18 protein-coding genes are annotated in these 18,793 nt (G+C 62.2%); 9 read left to right on the top strand and 9 right to left on the bottom strand.

The genetic code is table 11. The features are described from left to right. Nucleotides 1-273: 273 nt before the first annotated feature. Nucleotides 274-1,296: a ketol-acid reductoisomerase gene (ilvC, locus tag HCZ87_RS14070; RefSeq protein ID WP_167644574.1), complete on the bottom strand. Its 1,023-nt coding sequence runs from the start codon at nt 1,294-1,296 to the stop codon at nt 274-276. Nucleotides 1,297-1,431: 135 nt separating this feature from the next. On the opposite strand from ilvC, the gene HCZ87_RS14065 reads away from it, so the two are divergent. Together HCZ87_RS14065 and HCZ87_RS14060 are read left to right on the top strand one after the other, a co-directional pair. Further along, entirely contained in the window at nt 1,432-1,887 is a 456-nt protein-coding gene (locus HCZ87_RS14065) for an Lrp/AsnC family transcriptional regulator (RefSeq protein WP_167644572.1), read from the top strand. Continuing rightward, the gene (locus tag HCZ87_RS14060; protein ID WP_167644570.1) at nt 1,884-2,348 is read left to right on the top strand and encodes an Lrp/AsnC family transcriptional regulator; all 465 of its coding nucleotides are present in this window, start codon (nt 1,884-1,886) and stop codon (nt 2,346-2,348) included. The genes HCZ87_RS14065 and HCZ87_RS14060 overlap by 4 nt, the downstream gene beginning before the upstream one ends. A gap of 2 nt (nt 2,349-2,350) precedes the next feature. Here HCZ87_RS14060 and HCZ87_RS14055 read toward each other — a convergent pair whose 3' ends face one another. The 4 genes from HCZ87_RS14055 to HCZ87_RS14040 form a co-directional block, all read right to left on the bottom strand. After that, complete coding sequence (locus HCZ87_RS14055) at nt 2,351-3,460, bottom strand: Hint domain-containing protein (protein WP_167644568.1); 1,110 nt, start codon at nt 3,458-3,460, stop codon at nt 2,351-2,353. Between the two features lie 234 nt (nt 3,461-3,694). Beyond that, nucleotides 3,695-4,891, bottom strand: coding sequence for a UbiH/UbiF family hydroxylase (locus HCZ87_RS14050; protein ID WP_167644566.1), 1,197 nt, complete (start codon nt 4,889-4,891; stop codon nt 3,695-3,697). A gap of 83 nt (nt 4,892-4,974) precedes the next feature. Then, nucleotides 4,975-5,223, bottom strand: a complete 249-nt coding sequence (locus tag HCZ87_RS14045) for a hypothetical protein (RefSeq protein WP_167644564.1) — start codon at nt 5,221-5,223, stop codon at nt 4,975-4,977. Between the two features lie 84 nt (nt 5,224-5,307). Beyond that, a complete protein-coding gene (locus HCZ87_RS14040; RefSeq protein WP_167644562.1) occupies nt 5,308-5,952 on the bottom strand; it encodes a pyrimidine 5'-nucleotidase in 645 nt (214 codons plus the stop codon). A gap of 134 nt (nt 5,953-6,086) precedes the next feature. Between HCZ87_RS14040 and HCZ87_RS14035 the strand changes: the two genes are divergently transcribed. Then, nucleotides 6,087-6,737, top strand: coding sequence for a GntR family transcriptional regulator (locus HCZ87_RS14035; protein WP_167644560.1), 651 nt, complete (start codon nt 6,087-6,089; stop codon nt 6,735-6,737). Between the two features lie 21 nt (nt 6,738-6,758). Here the strand turns inward: HCZ87_RS14035 and HCZ87_RS14030 are convergent, their stop codons facing one another. Next, complete coding sequence (locus HCZ87_RS14030; RefSeq protein ID WP_368484132.1) at nt 6,759-8,519, bottom strand: glycosyltransferase; 1,761 nt, start codon at nt 8,517-8,519, stop codon at nt 6,759-6,761. Between the two features lie 136 nt (nt 8,520-8,655). Then, nucleotides 8,656-9,819, bottom strand: a complete 1,164-nt coding sequence (carA, locus tag HCZ87_RS14025; RefSeq protein WP_167644556.1) for a glutamine-hydrolyzing carbamoyl-phosphate synthase small subunit — start codon at nt 9,817-9,819, stop codon at nt 8,656-8,658. Between the two features lie 186 nt (nt 9,820-10,005). Between carA and HCZ87_RS14020 the strand changes: the two genes are divergently transcribed. Further along, nucleotides 10,006-10,479: a GatB/YqeY domain-containing protein gene (locus HCZ87_RS14020; protein ID WP_167644554.1), complete on the top strand. Its 474-nt coding sequence runs from the start codon at nt 10,006-10,008 to the stop codon at nt 10,477-10,479. A 90-nt stretch (nt 10,480-10,569) separates the two neighbouring features. Here HCZ87_RS14020 and HCZ87_RS14015 read toward each other — a convergent pair whose 3' ends face one another. Continuing rightward, nucleotides 10,570-11,076, bottom strand: a complete 507-nt coding sequence (locus HCZ87_RS14015; RefSeq protein WP_175582269.1) for a DUF2244 domain-containing protein — start codon at nt 11,074-11,076, stop codon at nt 10,570-10,572. Nucleotides 11,077-11,212: 136 nt separating this feature from the next. Then, a complete protein-coding gene (gene ctaD / locus HCZ87_RS14010) occupies nt 11,213-12,886 on the bottom strand; it encodes a cytochrome c oxidase subunit I (protein WP_167644550.1) in 1,674 nt (557 codons plus the stop codon). A 239-nt stretch (nt 12,887-13,125) separates the two neighbouring features. On the opposite strand from ctaD, the gene HCZ87_RS14005 reads away from it, so the two are divergent. From HCZ87_RS14005 to HCZ87_RS13985, 5 genes are all read left to right on the top strand, one after another. After that, on the top strand, nt 13,126-13,542 hold the full coding sequence (locus HCZ87_RS14005) for an HIT family protein (RefSeq protein ID WP_167644548.1): 417 nt from the start codon (nt 13,126-13,128) through the stop codon (nt 13,540-13,542). Nucleotides 13,543-13,809: 267 nt separating this feature from the next. Next, entirely contained in the window at nt 13,810-14,904 is a 1,095-nt protein-coding gene (locus HCZ87_RS14000) for a carboxynorspermidine decarboxylase (RefSeq protein ID WP_167644546.1), read from the top strand. Nucleotides 14,905-14,932: 28 nt separating this feature from the next. Further along, a complete protein-coding gene (locus HCZ87_RS13995; protein WP_167644544.1) occupies nt 14,933-16,174 on the top strand; it encodes a saccharopine dehydrogenase family protein in 1,242 nt (413 codons plus the stop codon). A 402-nt stretch (nt 16,175-16,576) separates the two neighbouring features. Further along, nucleotides 16,577-17,929, top strand: a complete 1,353-nt coding sequence (locus HCZ87_RS13990; RefSeq protein WP_167644542.1) for a sigma-54 dependent transcriptional regulator — start codon at nt 16,577-16,579, stop codon at nt 17,927-17,929. A 335-nt stretch (nt 17,930-18,264) separates the two neighbouring features. After that, a partial coding sequence (locus HCZ87_RS13985) for an MFS transporter (RefSeq protein WP_167644541.1) occupies nt 18,265-18,793 on the top strand: 529 nt, incomplete at its 3' end.

Below are 18,793 nucleotides of genomic sequence, written 5' to 3'. Positions count from 1 at the left end.
GCCCTGTAGCGCGAGTTCGATCACCATGAAAGTGCCGCCCCAGGTCACCCCGAGGGCCGCGACCATAACCCAATAGCGTGGTGAAATCTCTGGCATCCGGGCGTCCTTCCTTGTTGCGCGGACAAGAGCGCGCGGCCCTGGAAAGGTCAAGCGCAATTGCTTTGGTGGTTGGCGAAGTGATTGTTTGCAAGGCGAAAATTGAAACGAAAAAGGCGCTCCGGGAGATCCGAAGCGCCTTGCAGAGAACCGGGCGCGGGCGCGCCCGCGAGGCTCTTAGTTCTTGGACTTGTCGACCATTTTACCGGCAGAGATCCAGGGCATCATTTCACGCAGCTTGGCGCCGGTGGCCTCGATCATATGCTCGTCGTTGGCACGACGCGACGCTTTGATGGTGGGCTGACCCACGGCGTTTTCCAGCATGAAGTCGCGCACGAATTTGCCCTGCTGGATGTCGGCCAGGACCTCTTTCATGCGGGCTTTGGTTTCGTCGTACTTCAGGATGCGCGGGCCGGTGACATATTGACCGTATTCCGCAGTGTTGGAGATCGAGTAGTCCATGTTGGCGATGCCGCCTTCATAGATCAGGTCCACGATCAGCTTCACTTCGTGCAGGCACTCGAAATAGGCCATTTCCGGCGCGTAACCGGCCTCGACCAGGGTTTCAAAGCCGCAGCGGATCAGCTCGACCAGGCCACCGCAGAGAACGGCTTGTTCGCCGAACAGGTCGGTTTCGCATTCTTCGCGGAAGTTGGTCTCGATGATGCCGGAGCGGCCGCCACCGATGGCGGAGCAATAGGACAGGCCGATTTCCAGCGCCGAGCCGGAGGCGTCTTTGTCAACCGCGACGAGGCAGGGCACGCCGCCGCCTTTGGTGTATTCGCCGCGCACGGTGTGGCCGGGGCCTTTGGGCGCCATCATGATGACGTCGACGCCTTCTTTCGGCTCGATCAGGCCGAAGTGCACGTTCAGACCGTGGGCGAATGCGATTGCTGCGCCGGGTTTGATGTTGTCGTGGACGTATTTCTTGTAGGTCTCGGCTTGCAGCTCGTCGGGCATGGTGAACATGATCACGTCACACCAGGCTGCCGCTTCGGCGATGCCCATGACGGTCAGGCCTTCGCCTTCGGCTTTTTTGGCGGAGGGGGAGCCTTCGCGCAGCGCGATGACGAGGTTTTTTGCACCCGAGTCACGCAGGTTCAGCGCATGCGCGTGACCTTGAGAGCCGTAGCCCAGGATGGCCACTTTCTTTTCCTTGATCAGGTTCACGTCGCAATCGCGGTCGTAATACACACGCATCGGAATTATCCTTCGTCGAGTTGATGTCTGAGGGCGATCATAGGCGGGACAGGCGGGAGTGCGAGGGGGATTGTGGCGAATATTCACCTATTTTCGCGATAGATATTCGCCAAATATTTGATTAATGTTCGTTTCATGCTTGATGATCTGGATCGACGAATATTACGCAATTTGCAGGGTGAGCCGGGCCAGTCGCTGCCGGATCTGGCGGACCGGCTGGGGCTCACGGCTTCGCGCCTGTCGCGGCGGCTGGAAAAGCTGCGCGAGAGTGGCGTCGTCAAGGGCAGCCGCGCGGTGATCGACTGGCCGGCACTCGGCTATGCGGTGGAAGTGTCGCTGCGGGTGACGCTGGACAAGACCAATCCGCGCGCCTTTGACGAATTCATCCCCGCCGCCCGCGAGATCCCCGAGGTGCTGGAGATCCAGACCTTTCTGGGCCAGGTCGATGTGCGGCTCAGCGTGATTGCGCGCGACATGCCGCATTATCAGGCGCTCTACCGCGAGCGTATCCTGCAATTGCCCAATATCGCCGATATCGAAGCGCTGATGCATGTGGCTCGGATCAAGACCAGCAGTGGCTTGCCGCTATGACGGGGTTGGATCAGATCGACATGGCGTTGTTGCGCGCCCTCTCTGAGGATGCCAGCCAGACGGCGGGGGCCCTGGGGCGCAGCCTTGGTCTGAGCCAGCCAGCCACATGGCGGCGGATCAAGCGGCTGGAGGAGGCGGGGATCCTGTCGCATCGGGTGCTGGATCTGGATACCGAAAAGCTCGGCTTTGGGGTCACGGTGTTTCTGGGCATCAAGCTGGCGACCAAGGGGCGGGTGAGCCTTGATGATTTTGAACGCGCGGTTTCGGCCATTCCCGAGGTGCAGACCGTTGAACATGTGCTGGGGCTTTATGATTACCGGCTGCGGGTGGTGGCGCGCGACATTGCCGATTTTGAACGCGTGCTGCGGCGCCGGGTCATGACATTGCCCGGGGTGGGCAATGTGGATGCCAATGTGCTGTTGTCCGAAGAGCGCCGCCCGGGGCCGCTGGACGGGTCCTGAGCCTAAAGCGCATCCGCGAGCAGCGCGACCTCGTGGCGATACAGCGTCCGGCGCGCGGCTTGCGGCGCATCGGGCAGATCGCCGAGCTGGCTGCGGGCGGCAAAGGGATGCAGATGGGCGCGATCCGGCAACAGGCTCTCGCAGAGGGCGCCATTGGCCAGGACGATCTCGTGCCGGTCAAACATCAGGTGGTGATAAAAAACCAGCCCGACCGGCCGCTCTTCGACCCCCGGCTGGCCCACCAGGAATTTCGCCGCGACCAGAACGTCGCTGTCGCCCCAAAGCAGCTCTGCAAGGGCGCAGCGTTTCAGCACCCGGTGGTTCGGCGAAACGGCCAGAGGGCTATGGTTGCCGATGCTGCCGGTCGCGAAATGGATGGGGGCGTTGTCATTCATGCCGATGGCGCCGCGACAGCCGACCCAGCGCAGCGGCTGGAGCCCATTGTCGAGGGTCTGCACCAGATCGCCGGGCCGCAGGCTTTCGATCGGACGTTGGCCGGTGGCGGTTGCGATCAGGGTGCCGCGCATAAAACAGATCGGCGTGACCGAGGAGACGTAGTCGCCCACAAAGAACATCCCGTCGCCGGCCTCGACCGCATCATCGGTGTCGCCATCGTGGTTGAGGTCAAAATCCTGCACATGGTCAAGCTGCACCGGCGCGCCGCCGTTAACGCCGATGTTGGTGCCCGGTGCCACAATCAAGGAGCCGCCAAGTGAGGGGCCGCCGTCCTGCGGCAGCAGAACATTTGAGTTAAATTTTACATACCCGTCGCCAAGGCCCGAAAGATCGGACTGCACGTTTGCGGTCTGGCCGGGGTTTTGCGGCGCGTAGTTATATTTGATCAGGCTGTCATCACCGGTGTCCTGCCAGGCCTGGTAATCCTCAAGACTGTCAAAGACGGTCACATCGGAAACGGCACTCTGGTTGCCGATCTGGCCATCACGGGTGATCCTTTTCACCTCGACGAGCACAACGTCATCGGCCTCGAACACCTGCCGCCCGCCGCTGATCGTGGCGGAGCCCTGGCCGTTCGTGCCGCCGTTGCTATTGGTTCCGACGCCAGCATCCGCTGCCACGTCAGCGCCGAATACGGCAAATACCCCAACTCTCATCGTCTAACTTTCTTGGTTTCCGTGGGCGTTGTCTGTGAACAACTGTCCGTTTTGACACGGAAGCGCATGGCTCGATTTGCCTGTATCATAAGGCGAAAGGGCGCAGTGAGTCGATACCAACCCAAAGGGGCAGCGTTCGCGGACGGCCCGTCGCGGCTTTTGCGCGTCATCTTGCTGAAAATACCTCCGCCGGAGGCGCAGGCTTGCCCCCGAGGGCAAGCCCATATTGCGCTCTTAGCGCACCCCAAGCCCCATCTGCATCAGCATGCGCCGCACCTGCGGCAGGGAATAGAGTGCACTCAGCCCCCCGGCACGCAGATCGCGCAGCGGGCGGGCCTCGATCATCGAGGCCCGGTTCAAGAGATCAATGCCGCTGACCCGCAGCTTGATATCGCCGTGGCGGGCCTTGTCATAGGCGTCGAGCATCGCCTGATCGCCCAGACCTTCGGGGCGCGCTTCGGCGAGGTCCAGCAGAACCCGCAGATCCGAGAGCGACATATTGAGCCCCTGCGCGCCGATCGGAGGCACCACATGGGCCGCCTCGGCCATCAGCGCCAGCCGCTCCGCCGCCAGCCGCTCGGCCCGTTGGCTGATGATCGGCCAAAGGGTGCGGCGCGAGGCCAGTTTCAATACTCCCAGCACACCGCAGGAGCGGATGTTCATCTCTGCCTCAAAGGCCGCGTCATCCAAAGTGGCAAGGCGATCGGCATTGGCATTGGTTTCCATCCAGACAATGGCGGAGCAGGATTGCCCGTCACGATCGGGCAGCGGCACCAGCGTGAAGGGGCCGCCGGAGCGGTGGATCTCGGTGGAGACATTTTCGTGCGGCAGATCGTGGGTGACGGCAAAGGCCAGCGCCTTTTGGCCATAGCGGGTGGTCTGCACCGGAATGCGGGCGGCCTCGCGCATGGGCGAATTGCGCCCGTCGCAGGCCAGCACCAGCTTGCAGCGGATGCGGCTGCCATCGCTCAGGGTGACGCGGGCGTCATTGGTGCGGGTGAAAAGGGATTTGCTGCCCAGGCCGGGACGGAAGTCCACATTGGCCAGCTCGCCGATGCGCGCCAGCATTTCCCGGCGCAACAGCCAGTTGGGCAGGTTCCAGCCAAAGGGCAGATCCGAGATTTCCGCCGCATTGAATTCGCGCACGATGCGGGGTTCCGGCACCTCGCCACCCGCGTCGATGATGCGCATGATCTGCAAGGGCGCGGCATGAGGCGCCAAGCGGGTCCAGAGCCCGGCTTCCTCCAGCAGTGTTTTGGCCGGTTGCAAAAACGCGGTGGTGCGCAGATCCGCGCCCTCGTCCTCGCGGTTGGTGATCGGGGCGGTGGGATCCACGCAGATGACCGAAAAGCCCTTGGCGGCAAATGTCGCCGCAGCCGTCAGCCCGGCAATGCCGCCGCCCGAAATCAGGATATCACATGTCTCGCTCATCGCCCCTGCCTCGCATCTGTACTCCCCATGGGACATAGGGCGCGAAGCAGGGGAAAGACAAGCGGCGCGCTGCCGCAGGGGGATTAGCCGCGCGAGATCAGCACCAGGATCACAAACATCACCGGCACCATTGCCACGGCAGGCAAATAGAGACCCGGCAGGCCAAAGAGCATCACCAGAATGCCCCAGAGGCTGACGAAACTGGCGATGGCATAGTAGATATTGTGCGCGTCGCCATAGCTCACCTCTTTCCAGATGCGCCCGATCAGGGGCAGGCGAAAGACGATGCGCTCAAAGGGGCTCAATTTCGGGGGCAGGGTATAGGCGGTCATGTCAGGCTCCGTCGTGTCGTTTCCAACCTGCGATATAGGGTTGGAAACATGTGGCTGACATGCGCATTTTGCCGCTGCGACAGGCTACCGCAGTTGCGCGAGGAAATCGGTCAGATCCACCGTGTGGTGATGGATGTGATCGCCCACGTAGGCCTCGGGCGCGACATGCACGGTGCGCATTCCCATCGCATGCGGCGCGCTGAGGTTGCGCGGATCATCCTCAAACATCGCGGCCCTGGTGGTATCGACGCCAGCCAGCGCAAAGACGCGCTCAAAGGCGCTGCGCTCGGGTTTGGGGCGATAGGCGGCGTGTTCGACGCCGTAGATGCCGTCAAACAGGCCCGTGAGGCCGCGCGCGGCCAGCACGCGTTCGGCATAAGGGGCGGAGCCATTGGTATAGACGATCTTGCGCCCCGGCAGCGCGGAAATATGGTCGGCGAGCGCCGGGTCGGGGTCCAGATGATCCAGCGAGATATCATGCACCGCCACCAGAAACGGATCCGGGTCGAGGTCATGATGCTGCATGAGCCCCGCCAGCGTGGTGCCGTGGTTGCGCCAGTAATCGCCGCGCAGCTGGTCGGCTTCGGCGCGATCCACGCCCAGCTGTTCCATCACATAGGCGATCATCTTTGCCTCGATCTGGTCGAACAGCCGGGCAGAGGGCGGATAGAGCGTATTGTCGAGATCGAACACCCAGTGTTCGACATGCGTGAAAGATTGCTTGACCATGGCGCAGACCTAGGGGGCTGCGCTGAAATTTGCAATGGTGGAAAAGACCTTGGCCAAGTGGCGCATGGACCCCGGGCTTGATCGGCGGGGGGGCAGGGCGTAGACAGTTCAGACGCAAGGGAGGTCACAGGCCAATGAGCCAGATTAAGAGCAGCACGCAGAAAGATGCCTATGGGCTGATCCTGGATGCCATTGACGTGGGCGAATTCAAGCCCGGTGACCGCTTGGTGGAAAGCGATCTGGCGGAGCGCTTCGGGGTGTCGCGGACGCCGATCCGCGAGGCCCTGCAACGGCTGGAAACCCAGAGCCTGCTGGAACGCGATGGCCGCTCGCTGATTGTGGCCTCGCTGAACCACAACCAGATGGCGGAGCTCTATGTGGTGCGGCGCGAGCTGGAGGGGCTGGCGGCCTCGCTTGCGGCACGCCATGCCACCGAGGAAGAGGTCCAGGTGCTGCGCGACATGGTTGCGGCGGATGATGCGCTGGTCGATGATCCGGTGGCGCTGGCCAAGGCGAACCGGCGGTTTCACCAGCAGATCCATCTGGCCTCGCACAACCGCTATCTGGTGCAGCAGCTGGATCTGGTGCATCGCTCCATGGCCCTGATGGCGACAACCTCGCTGGCCGCGGAGGGGCGGGGCCGGATCGCGCAGGAGGAGCATCTGGCGATCGTTTCGGCCATTGCCAACCGCGACGAGGCCGCTGCCGGGCGGGCGCTGAAGGATCATATCTCGGTGGCCTTTACCACGCGGCTGAAGCAGGACGCAGGTGCGCGCGGCAACTGAGGCGCGCGCCGAGAGGCGGGCCTAGCCGCCCGAGGTGCCGCCGTGGTCGCCATGGGCGGTCTTGTCCCAGAAGAACGGCGCGACAAAGACCTCCCAAAGGGCCTTGTAGGCGGCAAGACATCCCATCAGGAAATAGATCGGCATCATAGGCGCCCAAAACGCCAGCCGGGGCCGCCCCGAGGCCCGGGCGCCGACAATCCAGACGCAGATATTGAGCGCCTCAAAGAGGATCAGGCTGGTTGCCGCGAGGATCAGCAGCGGCGGCGACAGCAGCGGCGCGCTGGGGTGCGGCAGGCCAAGCGCGATCAGCCAGAAGCTCCAGAGCACCGGCGCCAGCAGGAATTGCCCGATGGTGCCGAGGAAGAAGGCCTGAAAGCCCAGAAAGCGCGCGCAGCCCAAATCCGTGAACAGGCGCCGAGGGCGGCGCATGTGGACCATATAGGTCATCATGAACCCCTTCAGCCAGCGGGAGCGCTGTTTGATCCAGGGCAGGATCTGACTGTTGGCTTCCTCATAGGTGGCGGTTGGCAGCATCTCTGTGTGATAGCCGGCGCGGGCGAGGCGCACGCCGAGGTCCGCGTCCTCGGTGACGTTATGGGCATCCCAGGCGCCGAGGGAGTCCAGCGCGACGCGGCGCACAAACAGCGTGGTTCCGCCAAGCGGCACCACCAGCCGCAGCCCCGCGATCCCCTGCAACAGCACCCGGAACCAGCCGGCATATTCCAGCGTGAAACAGCGCGAGATCCAGTTGCGGTCCGGGTTATAGAAATCAAGCACACCTTGCAGACAGGCGACCCTGGGCTGGGCCTTGGCAAAGGCGGCGGCGACCCGTTCCAGCTGATCGGGTTCCGGTGCGTCCTCGGCGTCCCAGATCCCGATGATGTCGCCGTGACAGAAGTTGAGCGCATAGTTCATGGCGCGGGGTTTGGTGGTCAGCGGGCCGTCGCGTGGCACCTCGATCACCCGGAACCAATCCGGCAGATCGGCGCATTTAACCGCATGGCGGGTGACCTCGTCCTGTTCTTCCAACACCAGGAGAACCTCCATCCGGTGGCGCGGGTAGGTCAGCCGACACAGGCGGCGCAACAGGTGGCGACCGATTTCTGCCTCGCGATAGAGCGGCACCATCACGGAAATCAGCGGCAGCTCTTCTGGCGGGGTGGTGGGGGGATCCGGCGCGGTCTGGGGCAGGCGGGCCGCTGCCAGCAGGCCGGTGGCCCGCAGAAGCGTAAAGGCCAGCAGCGTGAGCAGGGTCAGCCCCGACAGCAGTGTTGTCATCAGCGCGGGGGCGCTCAGCAGGCCCAGCACGATCAGCATGAGCACAAACACCGCCGGGGCCTGCGCCCGCTTGTTGTCAAAGCTGCGGCAGCTCATCGCGGCGGGAACGCTGCGGGCGGCGCCCCGGGTCATCTGGGTTCGGAAATAGCGCGTCAGGCTGGCCTCGATGTGATCGGCGGGGGCGGGCACCGGGATCAGATCGTCGAGATGCTCTGACAGTCCCTTTTGAAGCGCGGGCAAGAGGCCGGGGTCGGCAAGGAGCACCATGGCGCTGCGGCCAAGTCGGTCGATCGGCATGGCCTGATGGCGCAGCCAGAAGGCAGGCGGGCGCACCGCCAGCAGGTCGGCGCGCGGCGCATGGGCGGCGGGGGTCCCCGCCGGGGCAACCCGCATCGCCTCCAGCCGGGCGATATTGTCGAGGTGTTGTTGGTGCAGGTCGGAAAGATCCGGGGAGTCGCGCAGGCGCCGCTCCCCGCGAGCGGGGTGCGGGCGACGATAGAGCACGCGGCTATGCCTGTGCAAATCCAATTGGTCTTTGCCCATAGCTCATGGCTAGCAGGGCATCGCGGCGAGACAAAGTTAATCATCCGTAAGAGCCGGGCTGGCCAGAGCAGCCAGATCGGCTCTTAAGGGTGTATCGTCAGGCGCTCTTGCGGGCGGCCATCGCGTCGGCGAAGCGTTCAAACAGGTAATAGCTGTCCTGCGGGCCGGGGCTGGCCTCGGGGTGCTGCTGCACCGAGAACACCGGACGGCCAGTCATGCGAATGCCGCAGTTGGAGCCGTCAAACAGCGATACATGGGTTTCTTCCACCCCGTCCGGCAGGCTTTGCGCATCAACCGCAAAGCCGTGGTTCATCGAGGTGATCTCGACCTTGCCGGTGGCGTTTTCCTTCACCGGGTGGTTGGCGCCATGGTGGCCGTGGTTCATCTTGACCGTTTTGCCGCCCAGGGCGAGCGCCAGCATTTGGTGACCGAGACAAATGCCAAAGACAGGCAAGTCGGTCTTCTCAAGGATGTCCTTGATCATCGGCACCGCATATTCGCCGGTCGCTGCCGGGTCGCCGGGACCATTGGAGAGGAACACGCCATCGGGCTCATGCGCCAGCACCTCGGCCGCGGTGGCGGTGGCAGGCAGCACGGTGACGTCGCAGCCCGCCGAGGCAAGACAGCGCAGAATGTTGCGTTTGGCGCCATAGTCGACCGCCACAACCTTGTGTTTGGGGGCCTCTTGCCGGCTGTAGCCCTCGGGCCAGGCCCACCGCATCTCGTCCCAGCGGTAGCTCTGGGTGCAGGAGACCTCCTTGGCGAGATCCATGCCCTCAAGCCCGGGCCAGGCGCGGGCCTCGGCGACCAGCTTTTCAAGGTCGAATACGCCGTCGGGGTTATGCTCCAGCGCCACATGCGGCGCGCCGAGCTGGCGGATCGCGCGGGTCAGGCGGCGGGTATCAATGCCGCCGATCGCGATCCGGCCGGTGCGGGTGAGCCAGGCTTTCAGCTCTTCGGTGGCGCGCCAGTTGGAGGCCAACGTGGGGTCCCATTTGACCACCATGCCGGCCGCCACCGGATCGCCGGTTTCGTCATCCTCGGGGGTGACGCCGGTATTGCCGATATGCGGGAAGGTGAAGGTGACGATCTGGCCGGCGTAGGAGGGATCGGTCATGATCTCCTGATAGCCGGTCATGGCGGTGTTGAAGCACAGTTCGGCCACGCATCGCCCGGTGGCGCCAAACCCGTGTCCATAGAACACGGTGCCATCAGCAAGGGCCAGACAAGCGGTGGGCTTCGGCGATGTGGTATCGACCATGACGCGACTCTCCATGCGGGCAAAATTCGCGCATAAATAGGGGCGCTGCGACATGGGGTCAAGCGCAGAACTCCGGCTTTTCGGGGCGGAAAAGGGGCCGGGGGCGCGGTGGATCGGGGATCTTGAAAATACCTGGCAATTTGATTAAGAGTTCGTGTTCTTGTTCCACATGGACGAAGAGAGCACATGGATACGCGAGACCGGGTCAATTCGGCCCTCAAGCAGGCAATGAAGGACAAGGCAACAGATCGCCTTTGTACGCTGCGCCTGATCAATGCCGCCATCAAGGACCGCGAGATTGCAGCGCGGGGTGACGGCGAAGAGGGTGGGATCGGCGATGATGAAATCCTGGCCATCCTTGGCAAAATGACCAAACAACGAAAGGAAAGCGCGCGCGCCTACGAGGAAGGCGGGCGGCTGGATCTGGCGGAGCGCGAGACAAGCGAGATCGCCATCATCGAGGAGTTCCTGCCCAAGCAATTGTCGGAGGATGAGATTTCGAACGCCGTCAAGACCGCGGTGAGCGAGACCGGTGCCGAATCGATCCGCGACATGGGCAAGGTGATGGGCGCGCTAAAGGCGAAATACACCGGCCAGATGGATTTTGGCAAAGTTGGCCCGATGGTGAAGGATCAGCTCTGTAGCGCTGGCGGCTGCTGAGGCTCCGGGCGCCAGCGCGCCCTGCCTGCGGCGCGGATATTTATGAAAAGATGAAAGACCCCCGGTGCTCTGGTCAGAGGCCGGGGTTTTTTATGCTTCGGTTGCGGGTGCGTTGGCCTGGGGCAGGGCCTGGCGCAGGTCGCTGTAGAGCTGTTTGCGCTCGTCCTCGGAGAGAAAGGCGCCGATCTCCACCTCGCGGCCGGCTCCGCGCAGGGTGATGTAATTTGGCACCGGCCCATCCTGCGCGTGTAGGGTGACCTGGGCCCAGTGGCGGTTGCAACGCCAGGTCTGTTCCCTTCCGCGCCCGTCGCGGCGAATCAGCTCGGCATCTTGCGGGCCGAGGCGCAGCATCTCCAGCACCTGGGCATTGCGGCGATTGCGATCCAGCGCGAATTTCATGCCCAGGACCGCCAGCAGCAGGAAGGGCAACAGCCCCCAGAACAGCGGCGTGCCGATCAGCGGCAGCAGCGGCAGGGTGATCAGCGCAGCGGTGACCGCCAGAAAGCGCACGTAGCCTTCGGGTGCGAGCGACTGATGCGGCCAGAGGTGCAGCTCGCCAGTGTGATCGCTGGGGGGATGGATCCAGTCATAGGGCATGCGGCGCATATTATCGGCGGCGCGTGGCTTGTCGAGGGGCTCTGCCGCCGCATGCCGCCGGGCGCTTTGGGGGAAAAGAAAACGCCCCAGAGCGGGGGCTCCGGGGCGCTTGAGAGGTCAGGTCAGGCAGAGGCGCTTAATGCGCGTGGCCCTTGTCCCAGTCTTCCTGCTTGGGAAGCTGCTCGAAGGTGTGCTCCGGCGGCGGGCAGGGCAGGGTCCATTCCAGCGTGTCTGCATATTCGTTCCAGTAGTTGTTCTGGGTGATGCGAGCGCCGCGCAGCAGCGAGTAGATCACCACGCCGAAGAACAGCAGGAACGATGCAAAGGAAAGGAACGCGCCGTAGGAGGAGATCTTGTTCCAGTAGGCAAAGCCTTCGGGGTAGTCGATGTAACGACGGGGCATGCCCTGACGACCCAGGAAGTGCTGCGGGAAGAAGGTCAGGTTGGCGCCGATGAAGAACATCCAGAAATGGATCTGGGCGCCCAGCTCGTTGTATTGCTTGCCCGTGATCTTGCCGAAGTAGAAGTAGATACCGGCAAAGATCGCAAACACCGCACCAAGCGACATCACGTAGTGGAAGTGTGCCACCACATAATAGGTGTCATGATAGGCGCGGTCGACGGCAGCCTGGGACAGAACCACACCGGTCACACCACCAACGGTGAACAGGAAGAGGAAGCCGAAGGCGAACATCATCGGGGCTTTGAACTCGATGGAGCCGCCCCACATGGTGGCGATCCAGGAGAACACCTTCACGCCGGTCGGAACCGCGATCACCATGGTGGCGAGCATGAAGTAGGCCTGTTGGTTGAGGCTCATGCCGACGGTGTACATGTGGTGCGCCCAAACGACGAAGCCCAGAACACCGATCGCGATGATCGCCCAGACCATCGGCAGGTAACCGAAGACCGGCTTGCGCGAGAAGGTGGCGATCACGTGGGAAATGATACCAAAGCCCGGCAGGATCACGATGTAGACTTCGGGGTGACCAAAGAACCACAGGATGTGCTGATAGAGGATCGGGTCACCGCCGCCAGCAGCATCAAAGAAGGTGAAGCCGAAGTTACGGTCCATCAGCAGCATGGTGATCGCGCCCGCCAGAACCGGCAGGGACAGCAGGATCAGCCAGGAGGTGACGAAGATCGACCAGCTGAACAGCGGCACCTTGAACAGGGTCATGCCGGGGGCACGCATGTTCAGGAAGGTGGTGATCATGTTGATCGCGCCGAGGATCGACGAGGCACCGGAGACGTGAACCGCAAAGATCGCGAGGTCGGTGGAATAGCCGCCTTCCTTGACCGAGAGCGGCGGGTAGAGAACCCAGCCGATGCCGGAGCCGAGCTGGTTGTCACCGCCGGGCGCCCAGACGGAGCAGACCGCCAGCAGCGTGCCGGCGACATACATCCAGAAGCTGAGGTTGTTCATCCGCGGGAACGCCATGTCCGGCGCACCGATTTGCAGCGGCATGAAGTAGTTGCCAAAGCCGCCAAACAGCGCCGGGATCACAACAAAGAACATCATCAGGATGCCATGTGCGGTGATCAGCACGTTCCAGAGGTGACCGTTGGGCGTACATTCGGCAGATGCATCCGCGAACAGACGTGCACCTTCAAGGCACATGTGCTGAACGCCGGGTTCCATCAGCTCTATCCGCATGAAAACGGTGAAAATGACGGATACCAAACCTGCGAGCGCCGAAACGATCAGGTAGAGAATACCGATATCCTTGTGGTTCGTGCTCATGAACCAGCGCTGGAAGAAACTGCGCTCGTCCTCGTGGCCGTGACCTTGAATGGCTGCGTCTGCCATTTGGGTGCCTCCTGTTAATACTCTTCAGGGTCCGCGCGGGGGATTCCCGGCGGCCTTGGTCTCAAATCGGTTTTAGAGTGGCATTCCACGCCCTTCAATGGCCGAGTTTGATCTGGATCAAGAATAATTGTCGCGCCCCCTTGAGTTTTTACGGGCATTTCCCAAAGCTGCGGCGGCTTGACCGCGCGGAACGGGGCTGCAACATCTGATCCAACCCTATGCGATTGGAGAACCCGAGCATGAGCGCCTATGAATCCGACAATATTTTCGCCAAGATCCTGCGCGGCGAGATTCCTGCGACCCGTGTTTATGAAGACGAAGAGACGCTGGCCTTTATGGACATCATGCCGCGGGCCGATGGCCATCTGCTGGTGATTCCCAAAACCCCCTGCCGCAATATGCTGGATGCCACTCCGGCGCAGCTGGAAACGGTTATCCGCACGGTGCAGAAACTGGCGGTGGCCAGCAAGGCGGCCTTTGGCGCGGACGGGGTGACGATCCAGCAATTCAACGAGGCCGCAGGCGGTCAGGAGGTGTTCCATCTGCATTTCCACGTGCTGCCGCGGCACGAGGGGCAGGCGCTGCGGGCGCCAGGCCAGATGGCCGACATGGAGGCGATTGCCGCCCACGCCGAAAAGATCAAAGCGGCGCTTTGAGCTGAGGGGGCAGCGCCGCGCCTGTCCTTGCGCTGGGAGTGTTTGCGCCGCCGGAATGGTGGGCTGATCAGCCAGGCCGGCACGGTGTCCCATCGCAGTGCTTTCTGTTCGACTTTTATGCGCGCCCGCTCTATGCGACACTGCGATGCGGCGCGTCGGCCCCGAGTAGGGTTTGACGCTGCCGCCCTGTTAGTTCATCGGGGCGGGCCTGCGCCGCCCCGCGCCACGCCCAAGCCAGTGGTTTCGGAGCCACAGAAAGGTTTTGCTGTGCAAACGCCCTATTACCTCATCGACAAATCCCGCCTGCTGCCCAATCTGGAAAAAATCGCCAGGCTGCGGGCCGAGTCCGGCGCCAAATGTCTGCTGGCGCTCAAGTGCTTTGCCACCTGGTCGGTCTTTGATTTCATGGCTGAGTATATGGATGGATCGACCTCGTCGTCCTTGTACGAGGTCCGCCTGGGGCGTGAGAAATTTCCGGGCGAAACCCATGCCTATTCGGTGGCCTATGCGGATCATGAAATCGAACAGGTTCTGGCCTGTTCCGACAAGATCATCTTCAACTCCTTTAGCCAGCTGACCCGATTTTCCGAGGTATCCAAAGGACATATCCGCGGGTTGCGGGTCAATCCGGGGGTGTCGACCTCGGGCTTTGATCTGGCCGATCCCGCGCGCCCGTTCAGCCGGCTTGGCGAGCATGACCCCGAGGCGATTGATGCCATCGCCGATCAGATCAGCGGGCTGATGTTCCACAACAACTGTGAAAATGACAGCTTTGAGCGTTTTGACGAGATGCTGACCCTGATCGAGGCGCGGTTCGGCACGGTCCTGCACAAGATGGAGTGGGTCAGCCTTGGGGGCGGTATCCACTTTACCGGGCCGGATTACCCGCTGGAACGTCTTGCCGCGCGGCTCAAGGCCTTTGCCGAGCGTTTCGGCGTGCAGGTCTATCTGGAGCCGGGCGAGGCCGCGATTACCGGGGCGGCGACCTTGGAGGTCACGGTTCTGGACACCATGCACAACGGCAAGAACCTGGCCATTGTTGATAGCTCGATCGAGGCCCATATGCTGGATCTCCTGATTTACCGCGAACCGGCCAAGGTCTCTCCGAACACCGGGGATGAGGCCTGGATGGTCTGCGGCAAATCCTGCCTTGCGGGCGATATCTTTGGCGAGTTTCGCTTTGATGCGCCGCTAAAACCGGGGGATCGGCTTTCGTTTCAGGACGCGGCAGGTTACACAATGGTCAAGAAAAACTGGTTTAACGGAGTGAAGATGCCCAGCATCGCCATTCGCGAACTGGATGGAACCACACGAATGGTGCGCGATTTCGACTATGATGATTTCGCCGCCGCACTTTCCTGATGACAAAGAGAAGAGGTCTCTTGGATAGATGAAACGCAATGTTCTTATCATTGGCGCGGGTGGCGTCGCACAGGTCGTAGCGCATAAATGCGCCCAAAATAACGATGTTCTGGGCGATCTGCATATTGCAAGCCGGACGGTCGCAAAATGTGAAGCGATTATCGAAAGCGTGCATGAAAAAGGCGCAATGAAGCAGGATGGCGTGTTTCAGGCGCATGCTGTTGACGGGATGGATTCGGCGGCCGTGGCTGCGCTGATTTCCTCCACCGGGGCGCAGATCGTCATCAATGTCGGCTCGCCCTTTGTGAATATGACGGTGCTGGAGGCCTGCATCCAGACCGGTGCTGCCTATATCGACACCGCCATCCACGAGGACCCGACCAAGATCTGCGAAACGCCGCCTTGGTATGCCAACTACGAGTGGAAGCGCCGCGATGATTGCGCCGCCGCCGGGGTCACGGCGATCCTGGGTGCGGGGTTCGATCCCGGCATGGTCAACGCCTTCGCCCGCTTTGCGGTGGATGAGTTCATGGACGAGGTGACCTCGATCGATATCGTCGATATCAACGCGGGCGATCACGGCAAATATTTCTCGACCAACTTTGACCCCGAGATCAATTTCCGCGAGTTCACCGGCACCGTCTACAGCTGGCAGCAGGGCGCCTGGCAAGAGAACAAGATGTTCGAAGTGGGCCGCGAATGGGATCTGCCGGTTGTCGGCAAGCAAAAGGCCTATATGTCCGGCCATGACGAGATCCACTCCCTCGCGGCCAATTTCCCGGAGGCCGACATCCGGTTCTGGATGGGTTTTGGCGATCACTACATCAACGTCTTTACGGTGCTGCAAAACCTTGGCCTTCTTTCGGAACAGCCCGTGACCACCGCCGAGGGTTTGGAAGTGGTGCCGCTCAAGGTGGTCAAGGCGGTTCTGCCGGATCCGTCGAGCCTGGCGCCCGGCTATACCGGCAAGACCTGCATTGGCGATCTGGTCAAGGGCACCAAGGACGGCAAAGAGGTCGAGGTCTTTGTCTATAACGTCGCCGATCACAAGGAAGCCTATGAAGAAGTCGGCAGCCAGGGCATTTCCTACACCGCCGGCGTGCCGCCGGTGGCTGTTGCGATGCTGATTGCCGATGGGACCTATGACAATGGCGTCATGTCGAATGTCGAAGAGCTGGATCCCAAGCCGCTGTTTGCGCTGCTCGACACCATCGGCCTGCCGACGCGCGTGAAAGACGCCAACGGCGACCGGGAGTGGAACCAGAGCTAAGCGCGGCGCAGCGGGGGTAAATCTGACCGCTGCTGTCGGGCAGCCTTGTGCTGTGACGCCACGGATCACTGATAGGAACGCCCCATCCTGAATACAGGATGGGGCGTTTTTTTGCGCCCGCCGACAAACCCGGGTTTGATCCCTCTTGTGAGGCCGGAGTGGAAATTATGCACTCGCCTGTCTGGTGGTTTGGGGCTTTGAGGGTTCTTAATTGCTGAGTAAAATCAATTATTAAGGCGAAATTTTCACCCTGGGTCGCTTTCCCTCTTGGCGAGGGCGCTATCGTTCTGCGAAAAGAATGCATAATTTTGCACTAATTTACAGACTGTTTGCGCCTCGCGGCGCGCGGCGGCCTCGTCACCCGCAGGGCCGCAAGGAGGGGGCGGAGGATTGGAAGGCGACATGCTAAACCCCGTGACTGACGTCAGCGATCCGTTGCAGCTGGCGCGCGTGCTGATCGTCGATGACGAGCCGGGCATGCGTCATTTCCTGATGAAAACCCTGCAACCCATCTGCCGCCATGTGGACGAGGTCGCGGACACCGATGCGGCAGAGGCGCTTTTGTCCTCGGGCCAGTATGACGTGATGCTGCTCGACAATATCATGCCCGGGCGGAAGGGGCTGGATTGGCTGCGGGAGCAGCGCGACAAGGGCGGCTATACCGATACCGTGCTGATCACCGCCTATGCGGACCTGCAAATCGCGATTGATGCGATGCGGGCAGGGGCCTCGGATCTGCTGATCAAGCCGTTTCGGGCGAACCAGGTGATCAGCGCGATCCGCAAATGTCTGGAAATGGCCCTGCTGAAGCGCGAAAATGCGCTGCTGAAACGAGAGCTGGACACGATGGTCAGTGGCGGCCGTCGGCGCGAGCTGACCGGTGGGTCCAACGTCATCGCCGAGGTGCGACAGCTCCTTGAACGGGTGGCGCCGCTGTCCACGCCGGTCCTGATCACCGGTCCTTCCGGGGCGGGCAAGGAGGTCGCGGCGCGCCACATCCACAGCCATTCGGGACGCGGCACGGCCCCCTTCGTGCCCATCCAATGCGGCGCAATCCCTGCGGATGTGATCGAATACGAACTCTTTGGCCATGGGGCCGGCAGTTTCCCCGGCGCACCGGGCGGGCGGGAAGGATTGCTGGCGCAGGCCTCGGGCGGCACGGTATTTCTGGACGACGTCAGCGAGCTCAGCGCCGGTGCGCAGACCGCCTTGCTGCGGGTGCTGGAGGATGGGGTGATCCGTCCCATCGGCACCGGGCGCGCGGTGCAGCTGGACCTGCGCTTTGTCATTGCCTCCACGCGTTCCCTGCAACGGGCGGTGGAGGAGGGGCGGTTCCGCGAGGATCTGCTGTTTCGGATCAATGTGGTGGAGGTGGCGGTGCCGCCGCTCCGGGATCGTGGCGCAGATGTGCTGGAGCTCGCCGAGCTGTTCCAGGGCGAAATCTCCGCCGCGCTCAACCTGCCCAAGGTCGCGATGTCGGCGGCGGTGCGCTCTGCGATGCTGCGGTATGACTGGCCCGGCAATATCCGCGAGCTGCATAATTTCATCGAGCGCGCGCTGATCTTTGGGCGTTTTCCGCTGGAGACCTTGGGCAAGGCGGCGCAAGCGGTCGATATCGCGCCGCTGGAGGAGATGGAAAAGCGTGAAATCCTGCGCGCGCTGGAGGCGCTGAGCGGCAATCGCTCCGCGGCGGCACGGCATCTGGGGGTGTCGCGCAAAACCATTGATCGCAAATGCGCGGCCTGGGGGATCTAGCCGGTGACGGGCGCGTCTGTGGCGATCTGTCAAACGTCACAGCGCGGCGAGCCGCGCGAGAGCGGCCTTTGCGTGCAGAAAATCCTCTGGCCGTTGATTTGGACAAAATGTCTCAAATGCCCAAGGTTGGCGCGGGCTGCGCCGGTCACAATGCGGCAGATTGCGCCGGTTTGTAATGATGTCCCCGGTGAAAATGTCCATTATACTATTGATTTAATTAACAAATATTTCTTGACGCGACAAGCGGTCAGCGGCTTTTTCTTGGTTCGCATGCGGTTGCATGCGTCGGCGGCCCACGGAGGGGGCTTTGCCGAAAATAACCAAGGGAGGATAAAATGAGTAACGCTTCACAGGGCGCGTTGGGCTTTTTGCACAAGAGCCATATCGTCGCCGAACCCGGGTATAATCGCTGGCGGGTGCCGCCGGCCTCCATCGCCATTCACCTCTGCATTGGCTCAGTCTATGCGTGGTCGGTGTTCAACCCGCCGCTGACCCGGGAGCTGGGCGTCGTGGCCTCCAGCGCGGATGACTGGAGCCTGAGCTCGGTCGTGTGGATCTTCTCCGTGGCGATCGTGTTTCTGGGCCTTGCCGCCGCCTTTGCGGGCAAATGGCTGGAAGAGGTCGGCCCGCGTATGGTTGGGGTCGTGGCGGCCATCCTCTGGGGGGGCGGGTTTATCATCGGCTCTTTCGGGATTTCCAGCCATCAGCTCTGGCTGGTCTATCTGGGTTATGGCGTGCTGGGGGGCTGCGGTCTGGGGCTTGGCTATGTCTCGCCGGTCTCGACGCTGATCCGCTGGTTCCCGGACCGGCGGGGCATGGCCACCGGCATGGCGATTCTGGGCCTTTGTGGCGGCGCGCTTGTTT

The organism is Phaeobacter sp. HF9A (assembly GCF_011806385.1).
GTDB lineage: Bacteria > Pseudomonadota > Alphaproteobacteria > Rhodobacterales > Rhodobacteraceae > Epibacterium.
Note: the sequence above shows the minus strand (reverse complement) of the source record. Positions and strands in the feature narration are given on the sequence as shown.

Bases quoted from the DNA above. Each gene is read 5' to 3' on its own strand.
- ilvC (WP_167644574.1), bottom strand. From the start codon at position 1,296: ATGCGTGTGTATTACGACCGCGATTGCGACGTGAACCTGATCAAGGAA.
- HCZ87_RS14065 (WP_167644572.1), top strand. From the start codon at position 1,432: ATGCTTGATGATCTGGATCGACGAATATTACGCAATTTGCAGGGTGAG.
- HCZ87_RS14060 (WP_167644570.1), top strand. From the start codon at position 1,884: ATGACGGGGTTGGATCAGATCGACATGGCGTTGTTGCGCGCCCTCTCT.
- HCZ87_RS14055 (WP_167644568.1), bottom strand. From the start codon at position 3,460: ATGAGAGTTGGGGTATTTGCCGTATTCGGCGCTGACGTGGCAGCGGAT.
- HCZ87_RS14050 (WP_167644566.1), bottom strand. From the start codon at position 4,891: ATGAGCGAGACATGTGATATCCTGATTTCGGGCGGCGGCATTGCCGGG.
- HCZ87_RS14045 (WP_167644564.1), bottom strand. From the start codon at position 5,223: ATGACCGCCTATACCCTGCCCCCGAAATTGAGCCCCTTTGAGCGCATC.
- HCZ87_RS14040 (WP_167644562.1), bottom strand. From the start codon at position 5,952: ATGGTCAAGCAATCTTTCACGCATGTCGAACACTGGGTGTTCGATCTC.
- HCZ87_RS14035 (WP_167644560.1), top strand. From the start codon at position 6,087: ATGAGCCAGATTAAGAGCAGCACGCAGAAAGATGCCTATGGGCTGATC.
- carA (WP_167644556.1), bottom strand. From the start codon at position 9,819: ATGGTCGATACCACATCGCCGAAGCCCACCGCTTGTCTGGCCCTTGCT.
- HCZ87_RS14020 (WP_167644554.1), top strand. From the start codon at position 10,006: ATGGATACGCGAGACCGGGTCAATTCGGCCCTCAAGCAGGCAATGAAG.
- HCZ87_RS14015 (WP_175582269.1), bottom strand. From the start codon at position 11,076: ATGCCCTATGACTGGATCCATCCCCCCAGCGATCACACTGGCGAGCTG.
- ctaD (WP_167644550.1), bottom strand. From the start codon at position 12,886: ATGGCAGACGCAGCCATTCAAGGTCACGGCCACGAGGACGAGCGCAGT.
- HCZ87_RS14005 (WP_167644548.1), top strand. From the start codon at position 13,126: ATGAGCGCCTATGAATCCGACAATATTTTCGCCAAGATCCTGCGCGGC.
- HCZ87_RS13995 (WP_167644544.1), top strand. From the start codon at position 14,933: ATGAAACGCAATGTTCTTATCATTGGCGCGGGTGGCGTCGCACAGGTC.
- HCZ87_RS13990 (WP_167644542.1), top strand. From the start codon at position 16,577: ATGCTAAACCCCGTGACTGACGTCAGCGATCCGTTGCAGCTGGCGCGC.